Origin of the sequence: Micromonospora sp. NPDC051300 (assembly GCF_044455315.1) — a bacterium.
GTDB classification, from domain to species: domain Bacteria; phylum Actinomycetota; class Actinomycetes; order Mycobacteriales; family Micromonosporaceae; genus Micromonospora; species Micromonospora robiginosa.
The window spans coordinates 73,418-90,139 of the sequence record NZ_JBITEP010000022.1; the positions used below are offsets into that span (position 1 = coordinate 73,418).

Consider the following 16,722-nt stretch of genomic DNA (forward strand, 5'->3'; position numbering starts at 1 on the left):
GGCGGCGCGTCCCCGGGGTGAACAGAATGAACGCAATCGTGCGGTCCGGTGAGACCTGCTTCACAGTGTGGAAATGGACACCACCACCCCCACCCCCTCGGATGTCCGGCCCGCCCGCCGGGACCGTACCCGGTACCTCTACCTGGCGGTCATCGCCGCCGTCGTCGCCGGCATCGTGGTCGGCCTCGTCGCACCCGACGTCGGCAAGGCCCTGAAACCGCTGGGCACCGGCTTCGTGAACCTGATCAAGATGATGATCAGCCCGGTCATCTTCTGCACGATCGTGCTGGGCGTCGGCTCCGTACGCCAGGCGGCGAAGGTCGGCAAGGTCGGCGGCCTGGCACTCGGCTACTTCCTGGTCATGTCGACCGTGGCGCTGGCGATCGGCCTGGTGGTCGGCAACATCATCCACCCCGGAGCGGGCCTGGACCTGGGCCCGGACGTCGCCGACGCGGGTCGGTCCGCGGCCGGCGAGGAGAGCGGCGGCACTGTCGACTTCCTGCTCGGGATCATCCCGACCACGCTGGTCTCCGCGCTGACCGAGGGCGAGGTGTTGCAGACCCTGCTGGTCGCGCTGCTGGTCGGCTTCGCGGTGCAGAGCCTGGGCAGCCGGGGCGAACCCGTGCTGCGGGCGGTCGGCGTGCTCCAGCGCCTGGTCTTCAAGGTGCTGGCGATGATCATGTGGCTCGCGCCGATCGGCGCGTTCGGCGCGATGGCGGCCGTGGTCGGCGCCACCGGCCTGGACGCGCTGAAGAGCCTGGCGCAGATCATGCTCGGCTTCTACGCCACCTGCCTGATCTTCGTGATCGTGGTGCTCGGCCTGCTGCTGCGCCTGATCGCCGGGATCTCGATCTTCTCCCTGCTGCGCTACCTGGGCCGCGAGTTCCTGCTCATCCTCTCCACCTCGTCGTCGGAGTCGGCGCTGCCTCGACTGATCGCCAAGATGGAGCACGTCGGCGTGGGCCGGCCGGTCGTCGGGATCACGGTCCCCACCGGCTACTCGTTCAACCTGGACGGCACCGCCATCTACCTGACCATGGCCTCGCTCTTCGTGGCCGACGCGCTGGGCAAGCCGCTGGCGGTCGGCGAGCAGATCTCGCTGCTGGTGTTCATGGTGATCGCGTCGAAGGGCGCGGCCGGCGTGACCGGCGCCGGACTCGCCACGCTGGCCGGCGGCCTGCAGTCGCACCGGCCGGACCTGGTCGACGGCGTCGGGCTGATCGTCGGCATCGACCGGTTCATGTCCGAGGCCCGGGCGCTTACCAACTTCGCCGGCAACGCCGTCGCGACCGTCCTGGTCGGCACCTGGACCGGCGAGTTCGACCGGGAGCAGGCCCGCGCCGTGCTGGCCGGGGACCGGCCGTTCGACGAGTCCAGCATGGTCGACGAGCACGACGACGAACCCGCCGACGAAGCCGCTCCGCCGCCCGCCGCCGAACGCCCCTTGGCCGGCTCCGCCACCTGACCCGCCCCGTCCCGCCCCGCCCCGTCCCGCCCCGGCTCGGGTTCAGTCCGGCTCGGTCCGGGTGCGGTCCGGCTCGGTCCGGCTCGGTCCGGGTTTGGTCCGGCTCGGTCTCGTCCCGGGTTCGGCCCGGACCGGCCCGTCCGGGTTCGGCCCGGCCCGTCCGGGTTCGGCCCGGCCCGTCCGGGTTTGGTCCGGCCTGGCCGGCTCGGCCCCACCTTGGCCGAGCTCGACGATCGTCCGGCCCTGGGGTGCTCGACGGACGACACATCATTTCTCGCCGGTATACCTCTGAGTCATTTCTATGACTCAGAGGTATACCGCTCTCGCCTCATCTCGTCTGCCGGCTCACGGGGCGAGCGAATCGATAGCGCTCCGTCCTTCCCATGCCGTGGATCTTGCGCTTTGCGCCCCGGCAGAAGGGGTGAAAAGGGGCGAGCCGGGGGCCGCAAGTGCAAGATCGGCGAGGCGCGTGGGCGAGGAGCGTGGGCGAGGAGCGAGGGCGAGGAGCGAGGGCGAGGAGCGAGGGGCCACGGGGGTGGGATTGGCGGTTTTGGGGCGGGAGGGGGGTGGTTAGCGTCGCGGGTATGGAGTTGGAGCAGGCGCAGAAGTTGTGGCGGCCGGAGCCGGGCTGGTTGAACACGGCCACCTACGGGCTGCCGCCCGACCCGGTCTGGGACGCCGTGCAGCAGGTGCTCGCCGACTGGCGGACCGGCCGGGTGTCGTTCGAGGTGTGGGACGAGTCGGTCGACAGGTCCCGGACCGCGTTCGCCCGGCTGGTCGGCGTGGACCCGGTCGACGTGAGCATCGGCGCCGCCGTCTCCCAGTTGGTCGCGCCGATCGCTGCGGCGCTGCCGTCGGGCGCCACGGTGGTGGTGCCCGAGGGGGAGTTCACCTCGATCCTGTTCCCCTGGCTGGTGCAGGAGGAACGCGGGGTGCGGGTCCGCACCGTCCCGCTCGCCGGGCTGGTCGACGCGATCGACGCCGACACCGACCTGGTGGCGTTCAGCCTGGTGCAGTCCGCCGACGGCACGGTCGCGGCGTACGACGGGATCGTCGCGGCGGCCCGGGCGCACGGCGCGCTCGTGGTGGTCGACGCGACCCAGGCGTGCGGCTGGTTGCCGTTCGACGCCGCCCGGGCGGACGCGGTGCTGGTCGGGGCGTACAAGTGGTTGATGGCGCCGCGCGGCGCTGCCTTCGCCTACCTGGCGCCGGAGCTGCGCGAGCGGCTGAGTCCGGACGCGGCGGGCTGGTACGCCGGCAAGGACCCGCACTCCTCCTACTACGGCACGCCGTTGCGACTCGCTGACGACGCCCGCCGCTTCGACCTCTCCCCGTCGTGGCTGTGCTACGCCGGGGCGGCCCCGGTGCTGGAACTGCTCGCCGACCTGGACCTGGCGGCGGTGCGGGACCACGACGTGGCGTTGGCCAACCGGTTCCTCGCCGGGCTGGGCCGGCCGCCGGGCGACAGCGCGATCGTCAGCGTCGAGGTGCCGGGCGCGCAGGAGAAGCTGGCCGCGGCGGGCGTGCGGGCGGCGGTCCGGGCCGGCCGGGTGCGCGCCTCGTTCCACCTCTACACCACCGAGGCGGACGTCGACCTGGCCCTGGACGCGCTGACCGGGTGATCAGGCCAGGTGGCCGCCGATCTTCGTGTAGCCGCGGAGCAGGTCCCGCGAGATGATCAGCCGCTGCATCTCGTCGGTGCCCTCGAAGATCCGGTACAGCCGCACCTGCCGGTACCAGCGTTCGATCGGCAGCTCGCGGGTGTAGCCCATGCCGCCGTGGATCTGGAGCACCCGGTCCACCACCCGGTTGACCATGCCGGCGCCGTAGAGCTTGCCCATCGACGAGGCATGCCGGGGGTCGAGACCCTGGTCGACCGTCCAGGCGGAGCGCAGGATCAGCCAGCGGGCGGCCTCCAGCTCGGTCTCCGAGTCGGCGATCATCCACTGGATGGCCTGGTTGGTGGCGATCGGCGCGCCGAACGTCTCCCGGGTGTTGGCGTGGTCGATCGCCATCTGCAGTGCCCGTTCGGCGATGCCCACCGCGTGCGACGGGATGGTGTAGCGGCCCTTGCCGATCCACTCCATGCCCAGCGTGAAGCCCTGACCGAGTTCGCCGAGGATGTTGCGGTGCGGCACGCGTACGCCGTCGAAGACGAGCGAGGCGGGGCCGCCCTCGCCCATGGTCGGGATGAACTCCGACCGCCAGCCCATCGCCCGGTCGACCAGGAACGCGGTCGCGCCGCCGCGCCGGGCGCCCTTCTCCGGGTCGGTCACCGCCACCACGATGGCGAAGTCGGCGTCGTTGCCGTTGGTGATGAACGTCTTCTCGCCGTCGAGGATCCAGTCGTCGCCGTCGCGGCGGGCGCGCAGCTTGATGTTCGCCGCGTCGGAGCCGGCCCCCGGTTCGGTGATGGCGAAGCAGGAGATGCGGTCGCCGGCGATGGTGGGGAGCAGGAACTCCCGCTGCTGCTCCTCGGTGGCGTGGAACAGGATGTTGTCCGCCTCGCCGCCGAACCGGAACGGCACGAAGGTGCGGCCCAGCTCGGTCCAGATCAGCGACTGCATGACCGCGGGCAGCGCCATGCCGCCGTACGACTCGGGGGTGGCCAGCCCCCAGAAACCGAACTTCTTCGCCCTGAGCTGGAGTTCGCGCAGCTCGGAGCGGTCCAGGCCGGGCTGGTGGGCGCGTTCGCGGCGCAGCAGCTCCGGCTCCAGCGGCATCACCTCGCGGGTGACGAACGCGCGCACGGTGTCGCGTACCGCGCGTTCCTCGTCGGACAGTGCGAAGTCCACGGTGCCCCCTCGGGTCGACGTCGCCCCTAAACTAGCGCTGGAAGTTTTCCGCCGTCCAGAGGCGGAAGGGAGGATGATGACGAGGTGCCACGACCCCGACAGGCCCTGCTCACCCGGGAGCGGATCGTCGAGACCGCGCTCGCGCTGATCGACGCGGACGGGCTGGACGCGTTCTCCACCCGGCGGCTCGCCGCCGCGCTCGGCGTACGCGGTCCCTCGCTCTACAACCACTTCGCCACCAAGGAGGAGATCCTGGACGCGGTGGCCGACAGCGTCACCGCGACCGTCGACGTGGGCGCGTTCGACAGGCACGACTGGGACGAGGCGCTGCGCCGCTGGGCCGGCTCCTACCGGGCCGCGCTGGCCGCCCACCCGCACGTCGTCCCGTACCTGGCCCGGGGGCCGGGCCGCCGGCCGGCCGCGCTCGCGATGGCCGACGCGGTCTACGGCGCCCTGGTCCGGGCCGGATGGCCGCCCGCGCGGGCCACCCACATCGGCGCGGCGATGCGCTACTTCGTGGCCGGCTCGGCGCTCGGCTCGTTCGCCCGTGGTTTCGTCGAGGACCCGTCGCTCTATGCCGCGCACCCGCACCTGCACCAGGCCCACCGGCTCCCCGGCCACCAACGCAGCGTCGACGAGGGCGCGTTCGCGCTCGGTCTGGACGCGTTGCTGCACGGCCTCGCCGCCGAGTACGCGGCAACGGTCACCCCGCTGGAGCGGGCCGGCGGGCCGGGGTAGCGTCGATGCTCCACCCCCACCGAAGGACGCCATGGATCTCGCTGCCGCGCCGCCCGCCCCGCTGACGCGCCGTCACCTGCACGTCGCCGGTGACTGGGTCGACCCGTCGTCGGGCGACACCATCGCGGTGGAGAACCCGGCCACCGGGGAGACGATCGGCGAGGTGCCCGCCGGCGCCCCGGCCGACGTGGACCGCGCGGTGGCCGCCGCCCGGGCCGCGTTTCCCGGCTGGGCCGCCACCGCGCCCGCCGAGCGGGCCGCGTACCTGGACCGGCTGCACACCGCGCTCGCCGCCCGCGCCGACGACGTCGCCCGCACCGTGGCCACGGAGCTGGGCGCCCCGCTCAAGCTGGCCACCCGGGTGCAGGCCGGCCTGCCGCTTATCGTGCTGCGGAGCATGGTCGAACTGGCCGCCGAGCCGGTCGCGGAGCAGGTGGTCGGCAACTCGCTCGTGGTCCGCGAACCGGTCGGTGTGGTCGGCGCGATCACCCCGTGGAACTACCCGCTGCACCAGGTGGTCGCCAAGCTGGCCCCGGCGCTCGCCGCGGGCTGCACGGTGGTGCTCAAGCCGAGCGAGCTGACGCCGCTCACCGCCTACCTGCTCTTCGACGCGGTCACCGAGGCGGGGCTGCCGCCCGGGGTGGTCAACCTGGTGCCCGGCACCGGCCCGGTGGTCGGCGAGGCGCTCGCCGCGCACCCGGACGTCGACCTGGTCTCGTTCACCGGCTCCACGGCCACCGGCCGGCGGATCGCGCACCTGGCCGCCGACCGGATCGCCCGGGTCGCGCTGGAGCTGGGCGGCAAGTCGGCAAACGTGATCCTGGCCGACGCCGACCTGCCCACCGCGGTCAAGGTCGGCGTCGGCAACGTGCTCGTCAACTCCGGCCAGACCTGCACCGCCTGGACCCGGATGCTGGTGCACCGCGACCGCTACGACGAGGCGCTCGACCTGGCCGCGACGACGGTGGCCGGCTACCGGCTCGGCGACCCGTTCGACCCGGCCACCCGGCTCGGCCCGCTGGTCTCGGCCGCCCAGGCCGAGCGGGTACGCGGGCACGTCGACCGGGCGCTCGCCGACGGCGCCCGACTGGTCGCCGGCGGTCCGGACGCGCCGCTGCCGTCGCGGGGTCACTTCGTCGCGCCCACCGTTCTCGCCGACGTGCACCCGGACAGCGCGCTGGCGCAGGAGGAGGTGTTCGGGCCGGTGCTCGCGGTGATCCCGTTCGCCGACGTCGACGAGGCGGTCGCGATCGCCAACAACTCCCGGTACGGGCTGGCCGGCGCGGTCTGGTCGGCCGACGAGGACGCGGCGCTGGCGGTGGCCCGCCGGCTGCGCACCGGGCAGGTGGACGTCAACGGCGGCGCGTTCAACCCGCTCGCCCCGTTCGGCGGCTACCGGCAGTCCGGGCTCGGCCGCGAGTTGGGCTCGTACGGCGTGGAGGAGTTCACCGAGGTGAAGGCGATCCAGCGATGAGGGCGTTGGTGGTGCGTGGCCGGGGCGCGACCCCGGCGGTCGAGGAGGTGCGCCTGCCCGCGCCCGGCGCCGGCGAGCTGCGGGTGCGCATCCGCGCCGCCGGCATCTGCCACTCCGACCTGGCCATGGTGGACGGCACGCTGGCGCCCGCGTACCCACTGGTCCTGGGGCACGAGGCGACAGGCGTGGTGGCCGAGGCCGGGCCGGGCACCCGGCTGGCCGTGGGCACGCCGGTGGTGCTCAACTGGGCGCCGGCCTGCCGCGACTGCTGGCACTGCCGGCACGGCGAGCCCTGGCTCTGCGCCGCGAACACGGCCGCCTCGGTGGCCCGGGGCGAGACCGCCGCCGGGGAGCCGTTGCACGTCACGCTCGGACTGGGCGCGCTCGCCGAGGAGGTGGTGGTGCCGGAGCGGGCGGCCGTGCCGGTGCCTGCCGGCCTGCCGCCGGCCGAGGCGGCGCTGCTGGGCTGCGCGGTGCTCACCGGCACCGGGGCGGTGCGCAACACCGCAGGGGTCGCCGCCGGCGAGTCGGTCGCGGTGATCGGGCTGGGCGGTGTCGGGCTGGCCGTGCTCACCGCGGCCCGGCGGGCCGGCGCGTCGCCGATCCTCGCGGTGGACGTGGCGGAGGCGAAGCGGGAGCCGGCGCTGGCCGCCGGCGCGACCGACTTCCTGCGCTCCGACGACACGCTGGGCAAGGAGGTGCGGGCCCGCACCGGCGGCCGTGGGGTGGACCACGCCTTCGAGTGCGTGGGCCGGGCCACCACCATCCGCGCCGCCTGGCGGGCGACGCGGCGCGGGGGAGCGGTCACCGTGGTCGGCATGGGCGGCAAGGACGACCTGCTCAGCCTCTCCGCGCTGGACATCTTCCACTCGGCGCGCACGCTGCGGTCCTCGGTCTACGGCTCGACCGACCCGGATCGCGAGGTGCCGGAGCTGGCCGCCGCGCTGGCCGCCGGTGACCTCGACCTGGCGCCGCTGGTCAGCGGCACGGTGTCGCTGGCCGAGGCGCCCGCGGCGCTGGCGCGGCTGGCCCGCGGCGAGGGCGCCCGCTGGGTGGTCACGTTCCCGGAGTGACCGAGCGTCACGCGTCGGTCATGGTGAGAGGGGTTCCCTTCTCTACCGGAGGCGTTAAGAAGGGGCCCCTCCTTACACAGGGGGGCGCTGGGCGGTGACGGTGCCCGTCCACATGTCGACGGCTGCCGATACCTCCGGATGCGTCGGCGCGGGTCCGACCCCTGTGGAGGTCCGCCCCGTGCCGCACCGGGGGAATGTGTGGCGGATCGACATGGCTCGACCACTTTGACGCGCCGTAGGTTTCCTGCACGCGACGGCCCTGTGACCCCGGTCACCGACCTGGCGTCGCGTGCGGACCTGCGGAGGGTGGGGCGATGGCCGGGCAAGCGATCCTGTCGGCCCGGGGGCTGACCCGGGACTTCCGGGGCTTCCGGGCCGTCGATCGCGTCGACCTCGACGTGGCGCCGGAGACCGTGCACGCGTTGGTCGGCCCGAACGGCGCCGGCAAGACCACGCTGTTCAACCTGCTCACCGGCTTCCTGCCGCCCAGCGGCGGGCGGATCGAGCTGGACGGCCGAGACGTCACCGGGCTGCCGCCGGAGCGGGTCGCGCGCCTCGGCGTGGCCCGGTCGTTCCAGATCACCAGCCTCTTCCCGCAACTCGGCGCGCGCGAGCACGTGGAGCTGGCCCTCCAGTCGGGCAGCGGGCTGGGCTGGCGTTTCTGGCGGTCGGCGAAGCTGATGCGCCGCTACCGGGAGCGGGCCGACGAGCTGCTGGACATGGTCGGCCTGGCCGACCTCGCCGAGGCCCCGGCCGAGGCGCTCGCGTACGGGCGCAAGCGGGCCCTGGAGCTGGCCATCGCGCTGGCGCTGGACCCGAAGGTGCTGCTGCTCGACGAGCCGACCGCCGGGATGGGGCTGGAGGACGTCGACCGCACCGTCGAGCTGATCTCGACCGTCCGCGCCGGACGGACCGTGGTCATGGTCGAGCACAACATGAGCGTGGTGGGCCGGCTCGCCGACACGGTCACCGTCCTGCAGGCCGGCTCGGTGCTGGTCGAGGGGCCGTACGAGCAGGTCCGCGCCGACGAGCGGGTCATCACCGCCTACCTGGGAGCCGCGGATGCTGCGCATTGACAACCTCTCCGCCGCCTACGGCGAGGCCCAGGTGCTGCGGGAGGTGAGCCTGGAGGTCGCCGCCGGTGAGGTGGTCACCCTGGTCGGACGCAACGGCGCCGGCAAGTCCACGCTGCTGCGGTGCGTGATGGGCCTGCACGCCGGCCAGCGCGGCGGCGTCCACCTCGACGGCCGGGACATCAGCCGGCTGCCGGCGTACAAGCGGGCGCGGGCCGGGCTCGGCTGGGTGCCCGACGACCGGGGCGCGTACGCCACGCTCACCGTCACCGAGAACCTGACGTTGCCGCCCCGGGTCGGCCCCGACCCGTGGCCGCTGGAGCGGGTGTACGAGGCGTTCCCCGCCCTGTACGCCCGGCGCGCCTCGGCCGCGACCATGCTCTCCGGCGGCGAGCAGCAGATGCTCGCGCTGGCCCGGGTGCTGCGCATGGGCGCCCGGCTGCTGCTCTGCGACGAGCCCACCGAGGGGCTGTCGCCGCTGCTCGTGCAGCAGGTCGGCGACCTGCTGCGGGAGGCCAAGAAGCACGGCGTGACCGTGCTGCTGGTGGAGCAGAACCTGCACTTCGCCACCGGCGTCGCCGACCGGCACTACCTACTGGCCGAGGGACGGATCGCGGAGGCGATGGAGAACGCCGAGGTGCGCTCGCGGGAACGCGAGCTGCTGGCGTACCTCGGCATCTGAATTCCGACGGCTGACCCGCGCGGACCGCGCGGTACGAAGGGGATGAACATGCGTAGGAGCGTGGGTGTGGCCGCCGCCTCGGCGGCGGCGCTGCTGGTCGCCGGTTGCGGCGGCGGTGGCCCGCAGTCCGGCGGCGATTCGAAGCTGACCGGCGACAAGATCGTGCTGGGCGTGCTCAACGACCAGTCGGGCGCCTACTCGGAGCTGTCCGGGCGCAACTCGGTGAAGGCCGTGGAGATGGCCATCGCCGACTTCAAGGCCAAGCACGGCGACGACGCGGTCACCAAGAACATCAGCGTCGAGACCGCGGACCACCAGAACAAGCCGGACGTGGCCAACAGCAAGGCCCAGGAGATGTACGACCGCAAGGGCGTCGACGCCATCCTGGACGTGCCGACGTCCTCGGCCGCGCTGAAGGTCGCCGACGTGGCCAAGGAGAAGAAGAAGCTCTATTTCAACATCGGCGCGGCGACCACCGACCTGACCGGCAAGAGCTGCAACAGGTACACGTTCCACTACGCGTACGACACCTACATGCTGGCCCACGGCACCGGCACGGTGACCACCGAGCAGGTGGGCAAGAACTGGTACATCCTCTACCCGAACTACGCGTTCGGGCAGGACATGGAGAAGAGCTTCTCCGCCGCCATCGGCGCGGCCGGCGGGCAGGTGGTCGGCAAGGACGGCGCGCCGTTCCCGAACACCAGCGGCGACTACTCGTCGTTCCTGCTCAAGGCGCCGACGCTGAACCCGAAGCCGCAGGTGCTGGGCACCATGCAGGCCGGCGCCGAGCTGGTCAACGTGGTCAAGCAGTACAACGAGTTCAAGCTGCGGGAGAAGGGCGTCGGGCTGGCGGTCGGCCTGATGTTCATCACCGACATCCACTCGCTCACCCCGGCCGCGCTGGCCGGCACCACCTACACCGACGCCTGGTACTGGAACTTCGACAAGCAGAACCGGGACTGGGCGGACCGGTTCCAGTCCGAGACGGGCACTCGGCCGTCCTTCGCGCACGCGGCGAACTACTCCGCCGCCATGCAGTACCTGGAGGCGGTGCAGGCCGCCGGCACCGACGACGCGGACGCCGTGGTCAAGGAGCTGGAGGGCAAGGAGATCAACGACCTGTTCCTGCGCAACGGCAAGATCCGCGCGGAGGACCACCGGGTCGTGCACGACGCCTACCTGGCCCAGGTGAAGCCGCAGGCCGAGGTGAAGGAGCCGTGGGACTACGTGAAGATCCTCAAGACCATCCCGGCCGCGGAGGCGTTCCGGGCGCCGTCGGCGGACTGCAAGCTCTGACATGTCCGGGTTCCTGCAGAACACGTTCAACGGGCTGGTGGGCGGGGCGTTCTACGCCCTGCTCGCCCTCGGGCTCGCGGTCATCTTCGGCATGCTCCGGGTGGTGAACTTCGCCCACGGCGCGTTCTACATGCTCGGCGCGTTCGGCGCGTACGTGCTGCTCGCCGAGGCGGAGGTGCCGTTCTGGGCCGCGTTGGTGATCATGCCGCTGGCGCTGGGCCTGCTCGGCATGGTGCTGGAGCGGGCGGTGATCCACCGGCTCACCCGGCTCGACCCGCTCTACAACTTCCTGCTCACCTTCGGCCTGACGCTGATCCTGCAGGACCTGGTCAAGTCCCGGTACGGCGTGCAGTCCAGCCCGTACGCCACGCCGGCCGGGCTGACCGGCTCGGTCGACTTCGGGTTCTTCGACTTCCCGACGTACCGGGTCTTCATCCTCGGCTTCACGGTGCTGCTCTGCGTCGCGGTGTGGTGGGTCCTCGGGCGGACCCGGATCGGCATGGTGGTCCGGGCCGCCACCGAGCGGCCGGAGCTGACCCGGGCGTTCGGCATCGACGTCGGGAAGTGGGTCACCCCGGTGTTCGGCTTCGGCATCGCGCTCGCCGGGCTGGCCGGGGTGCTCGCCGCGCCGATGCGCGCGGTGAACCCGCTGATGGGCGCCGACCTGATCATCGTGGTCTTCGCGGTGGTGGTGATCGGCGGGCTCGGCTCGATCTTCGGGTCGGTCGCCGCCGGCTTCGGCATCGGCCTGATCCAGGCGTGGGGCGAGGCGTACCTGTCGGACTATCCGCTGGTGTCGCAGACCGTCGTGTTCGTGGTGATGGCCGCCGTGCTGCTCTGGCGCCCGGCCGGCCTGTTCGGCCGTGAGGAGGCTCCGGCATGAGCGACCGCACCGAGCGGAGCGAGGGCCGTGAGAGCATGCCCGGTCGGCACGGCATGAGTAGCGCAGTCGACACTCCCGCCACGGAGTCGGCGCGGCCGGCCCCGCGCTCCGGGCTGCTCGCCGTGGCCCGGGCGCCCGGCTGGGTCCGGTACGCGCTGCTGGCCGCCGGCCTGCTTGTCGCGCTCTGGCTGCCCAACGGCCTCTACCCGGCGGTCGCGGTGGACATCCTGTGCTGGGCGCTGTTCGCCGTCTCGGTGGACCTGCTGCTCGGCTTCACCGGACTGATGTCGTTCGGACACGCGGCGTTCTGGGGCACCTCGGCGTACCTGACCGGGCTGGTCGCGATCCACGCCGGCCTGCCCTTCCCGGCCGCCGTGCTGGCCGGGGCGCTCGGCGCGGCGCTGCTCGCGCTGCCGATCGGCTACCTGGCGGTGAAGCGCACCGGCATCTACTTCGCCATGGTCACCCTGGCGTTCGCGCAGTTGGTCTACTACGTGGCCAACGAGTGGCGGTCGGTCACCCAGGGCGAGAACGGCCTGCAGGGCGTGCCGCGCGCGTTCTTCGGCGCCGACCTCACCGACGACTACTACTTCTACTACGCGATCCTGCCGATCGTGCTGCTCGGGCTGCTCGCGGCCTGGCGGATCGTGCACTCGCCGTTCGGCCGGGTGCTGGTCGGCATCCGGGACAACCCGGCCCGGGCCCGCGCGCTGGGCTATCCGGTGCACCGCTACAAGCTGACCGCGTTCGTGCTCTCCGGCTTCCTGGCCGGGCTCGGCGGCGGGCTGTTCGCGGTCGGCCACCGGTTCGTCTCGCTGGACTTGCTGCACTGGACCACCTCCGGCAAGGCGGTCATCGTGGTGGTGCTCGGCGGCATCGGCACGCTGTGGGGCGGCGTGCTCGGCGCGGCGCTCGTGGTCCGGTTGGAGGACTGGCTGTCGTTCTCCGGGTTCGAGGCCATCGGGCTGGTCACTGGCGGGATCTTCGTGCTGGTCGTGCTGCTGTTCCGCCGGGGGATCTGGGGCACCGTCGCCCACCTGATCCGGCGTCGGGGAGCCGCCCGACGCGAATGAGTTTCCCGCGGGCGCATCCGGATCCGGTCGCCCGGACGAACCCCCTGGTAGGAGAGCTACCCGGGGGTACGTCCGTTGCTGAGGAACAACATGCCGGCCGGGGCCGCCGAGACGGCCCGCAAGCGGCTGCTGGCCGCCGCCGAGGACCTGGACGACAACCAGGTCGCCGGACTGGTGCTCGACCTGGCCGCCGAGGCCGGGGTGACCGCGGTCTGGGAGCAGGTCTGCCTGCCGTTGCTGGGCGGGCTGCGCGGCGACGGCCCGGCCGAGATCGCGGTGGAGCACGCGCTGTCCGAGGGCGTCCGGGTCGGGTTGGACGTCTTCCGCCGGGAGCCGGGCCGCCCGCTGCCGGCGCGCGGGGTGCTGCTGGCCGGCGCCGAGCACGAGACGCACTGCCTGGGGCTGCACGCCCTGGCCGCGGCGTTGCGCGAGCGGGGTCGGGGTTGCCTGCACCTCGGCCCGGCGCTGCCCTGGTCGGCGCTGGCCGGCGCGGCGGCCCGGGTCCGGCCGCGGGTGGTGGTGGTCTGGTCGCAGACGCCGCAGACCGGCCGGGCCTACCGGCTGGTCCGGTTCCGGCGGGACCTGCCGGGCGTCCGGGTGCTCGCCGCCGGACCGGGCTGGATCGAGCCGTTCCCGCCCCCGCTGCGCCTGGCCACCCTCCCCGACGCCATCGCCGCCTGCCTGCAAGGAGGGGCCCCTTCTTAACGCCTCCGGTAGAGGAGGGGGCCCCTTTTAACAACAACCGCGCGCGCTCAGCCGGCGCGGAAGCCGTGCAGCAGGGTGGCCACGGCGGACTCGGGGTCGAAGGTGTCCTCGGGCGCGGCGAGCTGGTTGCCGAAGAGCCCGTCGACGAGCGCGAGCAACGTCCGGAAGTCCCTCGGGGGGTCGGTCGCGCCGAGCGCGGCGAGCAGCGGCACCCCCCACTCGGCCAGCCGGGCCCGGCCGGCCTCGATCGCCGGACGCAGCTCGGGGCGGACCGCCGCCTCGACGAACAGGGCGTAGCGGGCCAGCGTGACCACCCGTCGCTCGCTGGTGAACTCGCGGATCAGCCGGCCGAGCACCCGGGCGGTCGCGTCGACGTCGCCGGGGGGCAGGTCCGCCGCGAGCCGCTGCCAGGACTGCGTCTCCACCTGGACCAGCCGGGCGAAGACGGCATCGACGAGGGCCTCCCGGGTGCGGAACCGGTTGGACGCGGAGCCCTCGGGCAGTCCCGCCTCGGCGTCCACCGCGCGGTGGGTGAGGTGGCGCGGTCCGCGGGTGCCGAGCACCCGGACGGCGGCGTCGAGCAGGAGTTGCCGGCGGTCGGTCACCGGGCCAGACTACAGGCGTAGTGCATTCGACTACATCTGTAGTACGGTGACCGCATGGACGGGCGCGCGGTGGTGGTCGGCGGCGGCATCGGCGGGCTCGCGGCGGGCCTCGGCCTGCGGGCGGCGGGCTGGGAGGTGACCGTCCTGGAGCGGGCCCCCGGCCTGCCGGAGACCGGCACCGGGCTGGGCATCTGGCCCGGCGCGATGCGCGCCCTGGACGCGCTCGGCGTCGGTCACGAGGTGCGCCGGCGCGCCCGCCGGCAGACCGGCGGGTCGATCCGGCGCCCGGACGGCAGCCGCATCGCCACCATCGACGTCGGCCGGATCGAGCGACGCCACGGCGAGCCGGTGCACCTGGTCACCCGGCCCGCGCTGCTCGCCGCGCTGGCCGCCGCGCTGCCCGGGGCGGCGGTGCGGTTCGGCGCGCCGGTCGCCGACCCGGGCGCGCTGCGCGACGCGTACGACCTGGTGGTCGGCGCGGACGGGATCAACAGTGTGGTCCGCGCGTCGGTGCACGGCGGGCGCTACCCGCTGCGATACGCGGGCACGGTGGCCTGGCGCGGCGTGGTCGACGCGGAGTCGGCCGAGGGCGGCGAGACCTGGGGCCGCGGGCGCAAGTTCGGCCTCACGCCGGTCGGCGGCGGGCGGACCAACTGGTACGCCTCGGTGAGCCTGCCGCCGGGGCATCCCGCGCCGGCCGACGACGTCGCCGAGCTGCGCCGCCTCTTCGGCGACTGGCATCCGCAGGTGCGCCGGGTGCTGGACGCGCTCACCCCGGCCGGCGTGCTGCGGCACGAGATCCGGGACTTGACCCCGCTGCCGTCCTACGTGGCCGGCCGGGTGGCGTTGCTCGGCGACGCCGCGCACGCGATGACCCCGGACCTCGGGCAGGGCGCCTGCCAGGCGCTCATCGACGCGGTGGCGCTGGCCGACTGCGTCCGCGCGGCCGACGACCTGCCGGCCGCGCTGCGGGCGTACGACAGGCGACGTCGCCGGGCCACCCAGCGCATCGCGGCCGGCGCGCGGTGGGCGGGGCGGCTCTCCCGGGCCCGGCGGATGCTGCCGGTGCGCGACGCGGTGCTGCGGCTGGCGCTCGCGGCCGGCCCGCCCGCCTGAGCCCCGGGCGCGGGCGCACGCACGGGGGTGGATCCGCGCCCGGCCGTGACCTGGCGCACATTCGATACGAACCGGTTCCGTATCGAAACTCCCTCACCTACGCTCGGCGTGAGTTACGAGTCTGGCCCGTTTCGTATTCGGACGCGGGTGAACCGGGGGGAGAACCCGAATGGAACCGCACGAGAACACCGGACACCCGAGGAGGTGGGCGATCCTCGGAGTGCTGGTGATCAGCCTCCTCGTGGTCGTCCTCGACAACACCATCCTCAACGTCGCGCTGCGCACCCTCGCCGACCCGGTCCACGGCCTCGGCGCCAGCCAGGGCGAGCTGGAGTGGGCGATCAACTCCTACACGCTCGTCTTCGCCGGCCTGCTCTTCACGTTCGGCGTGCTCGGCGACCGGCTCGGCCGCCGGCGCTTCCTGATCCTCGGGCTGGCGCTGTTCGGGCTGGCCTCGCTGCTGTCGGCGTACGCGCAGGACCCGGGGCAGCTCATCGCCGCGCGGGCCCTGATGGGCGTCGGCGGCGCGGCCATCATGCCGGTGACGCTCTCCATCATCTCCAACGTCTTCGACCCGCGCGAGCGGGGCCGGGCGATCGGGGTCTGGGCCGGCGCGGTCGGTCTCGCGGTGGCCATCGGCCCGGTGCTCGGCGGCGCGCTGCTGGAGCACTACTGGTGGGGCTCGGTCTTCCTGATCAACGTGCCGGTGGTCGCCGTGGGCGTGCTGCTGGTCGCGCTCCTGGTCCCCGAGTCCCGCGACCCGTCCCCGGGCCGGGTGGACCTGCTCGGCGTGCTGCTCTCCGTGGTCGGCCTGGTCGCGCTCACCTACGGCATCATCGACGGCGGCGAGCACGGCTTCGGCCGCCCGCAGGTCTGGGTCTCGATCGTCGGCGGCCTCGCGGTGCTCGGCTGGTTCGTCGCGCACGAGCTGCGCAGCGACCACCCGTCGCTGGACGTGCGGCTGTTCCGGGTGCCCCGGTTCGCCGCCCCGGTCGCGCTGGTCGGGCTGGTCTTCTTCGCGGCGATGGGCGTGATGTTCTTCGGCGCGTTCTACCTGCAACTGGTGCGCGGCTACAGCCCGCTGGAGAGCGGCCTGCTGTTCCTGCCCTTCGCGGCGGCCCAGTTGATCTTCGCGCCGCGCAGCGCCGCGATGGTCCGCCGCTACGGCGGCCGGGCCGTCGCCGCGGTCGGGCTGCTGCTCACCGTCGTGGCACTCGCCGCGTTCGTCCTCATCGACGAGGACACGCCGATCTGGATCTTCTCGGCGCTGGGCTTCCTCCAGGGCGCCGGGATGGCCAACATCATGCCGCCGGCCACCGAGTCGATCATGTCGGCGCTGCCCCGGGAGAAGGCCGGCGTGGGCTCGGCGGTCAGCAACACGATCCGCCAGGTGGCCGGCGCGCTCGGCGTGGCGGTGCTCGGCTCGGTGCTCTCCGCGGTCTACCGCGACCAGGTCGCCCCGGCGGTGTCCGCGCTGCCCGAACCGGTCCGCGACGCGGCCCGGGAGTCGGTCTCCGGGGCGTACGCGGTGGCCGACCGGCTCGGCCCGGCCGCGCCGCGGCTGATCGACGCGGCGAACGACTCGTTCGTCTCGGCGATGCACTGGGCGGCCGGGATCTCCGCGCTCGTCGCCCTGTTCGGCATGGTGATCGTGTTCCGCTGGATGCCGGGCCGGCCGCTCGTCGCGCCCGACGCGGCACCGGCCACGGAGCCGGAGTTGGCCGGGACCGCATAGGTTCGT

Annotated in this window: 15 protein-coding genes; 13 read left to right on the forward strand and 2 right to left on the reverse strand. The window is 73.5% G+C overall.

All coding sequences use genetic code 11. The features are described 5' to 3' along the window. The first annotated feature begins 73 nt into the window (after positions 1–73). Both ACIA5A_RS22775 and ACIA5A_RS22780 read left to right on the forward strand, forming a co-directional pair. Entirely contained in the window at positions 74–1,465 is a 1,392-nt protein-coding gene (locus ACIA5A_RS22775; protein ID WP_396765696.1) for a cation:dicarboxylate symporter family transporter, read from the forward strand. A gap of 584 nt (positions 1,466–2,049) precedes the next feature. After that, positions 2,050–3,087 carry an aminotransferase class V-fold PLP-dependent enzyme gene (locus tag ACIA5A_RS22780; RefSeq protein WP_396765699.1) on the forward strand — a complete coding sequence of 346 codons (1,038 nt, stop codon included), beginning with the start codon at positions 2,050–2,052 and terminating at the stop codon, positions 3,085–3,087. On the opposite strand, the gene ACIA5A_RS22785 is transcribed toward ACIA5A_RS22780, so the two are convergent. Next, the gene (locus ACIA5A_RS22785; protein WP_396765701.1) at positions 3,088–4,260 is read right to left on the reverse strand and encodes an acyl-CoA dehydrogenase family protein; all 1,173 of its coding nucleotides are present in this window, start codon (positions 4,258–4,260) and stop codon (positions 3,088–3,090) included. An 84-nt stretch (positions 4,261–4,344) separates the two neighbouring features. Between ACIA5A_RS22785 and ACIA5A_RS22790 the strand changes: the two genes are divergently transcribed. The 9 genes from ACIA5A_RS22790 to ACIA5A_RS22830 all read left to right on the forward strand — a co-directional run bounded on the left by ACIA5A_RS22790 (position 4,345) and on the right by ACIA5A_RS22830 (position 13,260). Continuing rightward, on the forward strand, positions 4,345–4,998 hold the full coding sequence (locus ACIA5A_RS22790; RefSeq protein ID WP_396765704.1) for a TetR/AcrR family transcriptional regulator: 654 nt from the start codon (positions 4,345–4,347) through the stop codon (positions 4,996–4,998). Between the two features lie 31 nt (positions 4,999–5,029). After that, on the forward strand, positions 5,030–6,472 hold the full coding sequence (locus ACIA5A_RS22795; protein ID WP_396765707.1) for an aldehyde dehydrogenase family protein: 1,443 nt from the start codon (positions 5,030–5,032) through the stop codon (positions 6,470–6,472). Beyond that, positions 6,469–7,545 (forward strand): alcohol dehydrogenase catalytic domain-containing protein, encoded by a 1,077-nt coding sequence (locus ACIA5A_RS22800; RefSeq protein ID WP_396765710.1) that lies wholly within the window; start codon positions 6,469–6,471, stop codon positions 7,543–7,545. Before ACIA5A_RS22795 ends, ACIA5A_RS22800 begins: the two co-directional genes overlap by 4 nt. Before the next feature lie 314 nt (positions 7,546–7,859). Further along, a complete protein-coding gene (locus tag ACIA5A_RS22805; RefSeq protein WP_396765713.1) occupies positions 7,860–8,621 on the forward strand; it encodes an ABC transporter ATP-binding protein in 762 nt (253 codons plus the stop codon). Beyond that, positions 8,608–9,300, forward strand: coding sequence for an ABC transporter ATP-binding protein (locus ACIA5A_RS22810; protein ID WP_396765716.1), 693 nt, complete (start codon positions 8,608–8,610; stop codon positions 9,298–9,300). The genes ACIA5A_RS22805 and ACIA5A_RS22810 overlap by 14 nt, the downstream gene beginning before the upstream one ends. Positions 9,301–9,342: 42 nt before the next feature. Beyond that, positions 9,343–10,599, forward strand: a complete 1,257-nt coding sequence (locus tag ACIA5A_RS22815; protein ID WP_396765718.1) for an ABC transporter substrate-binding protein — start codon at positions 9,343–9,345, stop codon at positions 10,597–10,599. 1 nt (position 10,600) lies between these two features. Beyond that, complete coding sequence (locus ACIA5A_RS22820) at positions 10,601–11,482, forward strand: branched-chain amino acid ABC transporter permease (RefSeq protein WP_396765721.1); 882 nt, start codon at positions 10,601–10,603, stop codon at positions 11,480–11,482. Between the two features lie 53 nt (positions 11,483–11,535). Then, the gene (locus tag ACIA5A_RS22825; RefSeq protein ID WP_396765815.1) at positions 11,536–12,555 is read left to right on the forward strand and encodes a branched-chain amino acid ABC transporter permease; all 1,020 of its coding nucleotides are present in this window, start codon (positions 11,536–11,538) and stop codon (positions 12,553–12,555) included. A gap of 75 nt (positions 12,556–12,630) precedes the next feature. Then, positions 12,631–13,260 (forward strand): transcriptional regulator, encoded by a 630-nt coding sequence (locus ACIA5A_RS22830; RefSeq protein ID WP_396765724.1) that lies wholly within the window; start codon positions 12,631–12,633, stop codon positions 13,258–13,260. A 47-nt stretch (positions 13,261–13,307) separates the two neighbouring features. Here the strand turns inward: ACIA5A_RS22830 and ACIA5A_RS22835 are convergent, their stop codons facing one another. Further along, positions 13,308–13,865, reverse strand: coding sequence for a TetR/AcrR family transcriptional regulator (locus tag ACIA5A_RS22835; RefSeq protein ID WP_396765727.1), 558 nt, complete (start codon positions 13,863–13,865; stop codon positions 13,308–13,310). A gap of 54 nt (positions 13,866–13,919) precedes the next feature. Between ACIA5A_RS22835 and ACIA5A_RS22840 the strand changes: the two genes are divergently transcribed. Then, the gene (locus ACIA5A_RS22840; protein WP_396765730.1) at positions 13,920–14,981 is read left to right on the forward strand and encodes an FAD-dependent monooxygenase; all 1,062 of its coding nucleotides are present in this window, start codon (positions 13,920–13,922) and stop codon (positions 14,979–14,981) included. 169 nt (positions 14,982–15,150) lie between these two features. Continuing rightward, on the forward strand, positions 15,151–16,716 hold the full coding sequence (locus tag ACIA5A_RS22845; RefSeq protein ID WP_396765732.1) for an MFS transporter: 1,566 nt from the start codon (positions 15,151–15,153) through the stop codon (positions 16,714–16,716). The last annotated feature ends 6 nt before the right edge of the window (positions 16,717–16,722 follow it).

Excerpts from the sequence above, each read along its gene's own strand:
- ACIA5A_RS22800 (WP_396765710.1), top strand. The coding sequence starts at position 6,469 with ATGAGGGCGTTGGTGGTGCGTGGCCGGGGCGCGACCCCGGCGGTCGAG.
- ACIA5A_RS22815 (WP_396765718.1), top strand. The coding sequence starts at position 9,343 with ATGAACATGCGTAGGAGCGTGGGTGTGGCCGCCGCCTCGGCGGCGGCG.
- ACIA5A_RS22810 (WP_396765716.1), top strand. The coding sequence starts at position 8,608 with ATGCTGCGCATTGACAACCTCTCCGCCGCCTACGGCGAGGCCCAGGTG.
- ACIA5A_RS22775 (WP_396765696.1), top strand. The coding sequence starts at position 74 with ATGGACACCACCACCCCCACCCCCTCGGATGTCCGGCCCGCCCGCCGG.
- ACIA5A_RS22840 (WP_396765730.1), top strand. The coding sequence starts at position 13,920 with ATGGACGGGCGCGCGGTGGTGGTCGGCGGCGGCATCGGCGGGCTCGCG.
- ACIA5A_RS22845 (WP_396765732.1), top strand. The coding sequence starts at position 15,151 with ATGGAACCGCACGAGAACACCGGACACCCGAGGAGGTGGGCGATCCTC.
- ACIA5A_RS22780 (WP_396765699.1), top strand. The coding sequence starts at position 2,050 with ATGGAGTTGGAGCAGGCGCAGAAGTTGTGGCGGCCGGAGCCGGGCTGG.
- ACIA5A_RS22805 (WP_396765713.1), top strand. The coding sequence starts at position 7,860 with ATGGCCGGGCAAGCGATCCTGTCGGCCCGGGGGCTGACCCGGGACTTC.
- ACIA5A_RS22795 (WP_396765707.1), top strand. The coding sequence starts at position 5,030 with ATGGATCTCGCTGCCGCGCCGCCCGCCCCGCTGACGCGCCGTCACCTG.
- ACIA5A_RS22820 (WP_396765721.1), top strand. The coding sequence starts at position 10,601 with ATGTCCGGGTTCCTGCAGAACACGTTCAACGGGCTGGTGGGCGGGGCG.
- ACIA5A_RS22825 (WP_396765815.1), top strand. The coding sequence starts at position 11,536 with ATGAGTAGCGCAGTCGACACTCCCGCCACGGAGTCGGCGCGGCCGGCC.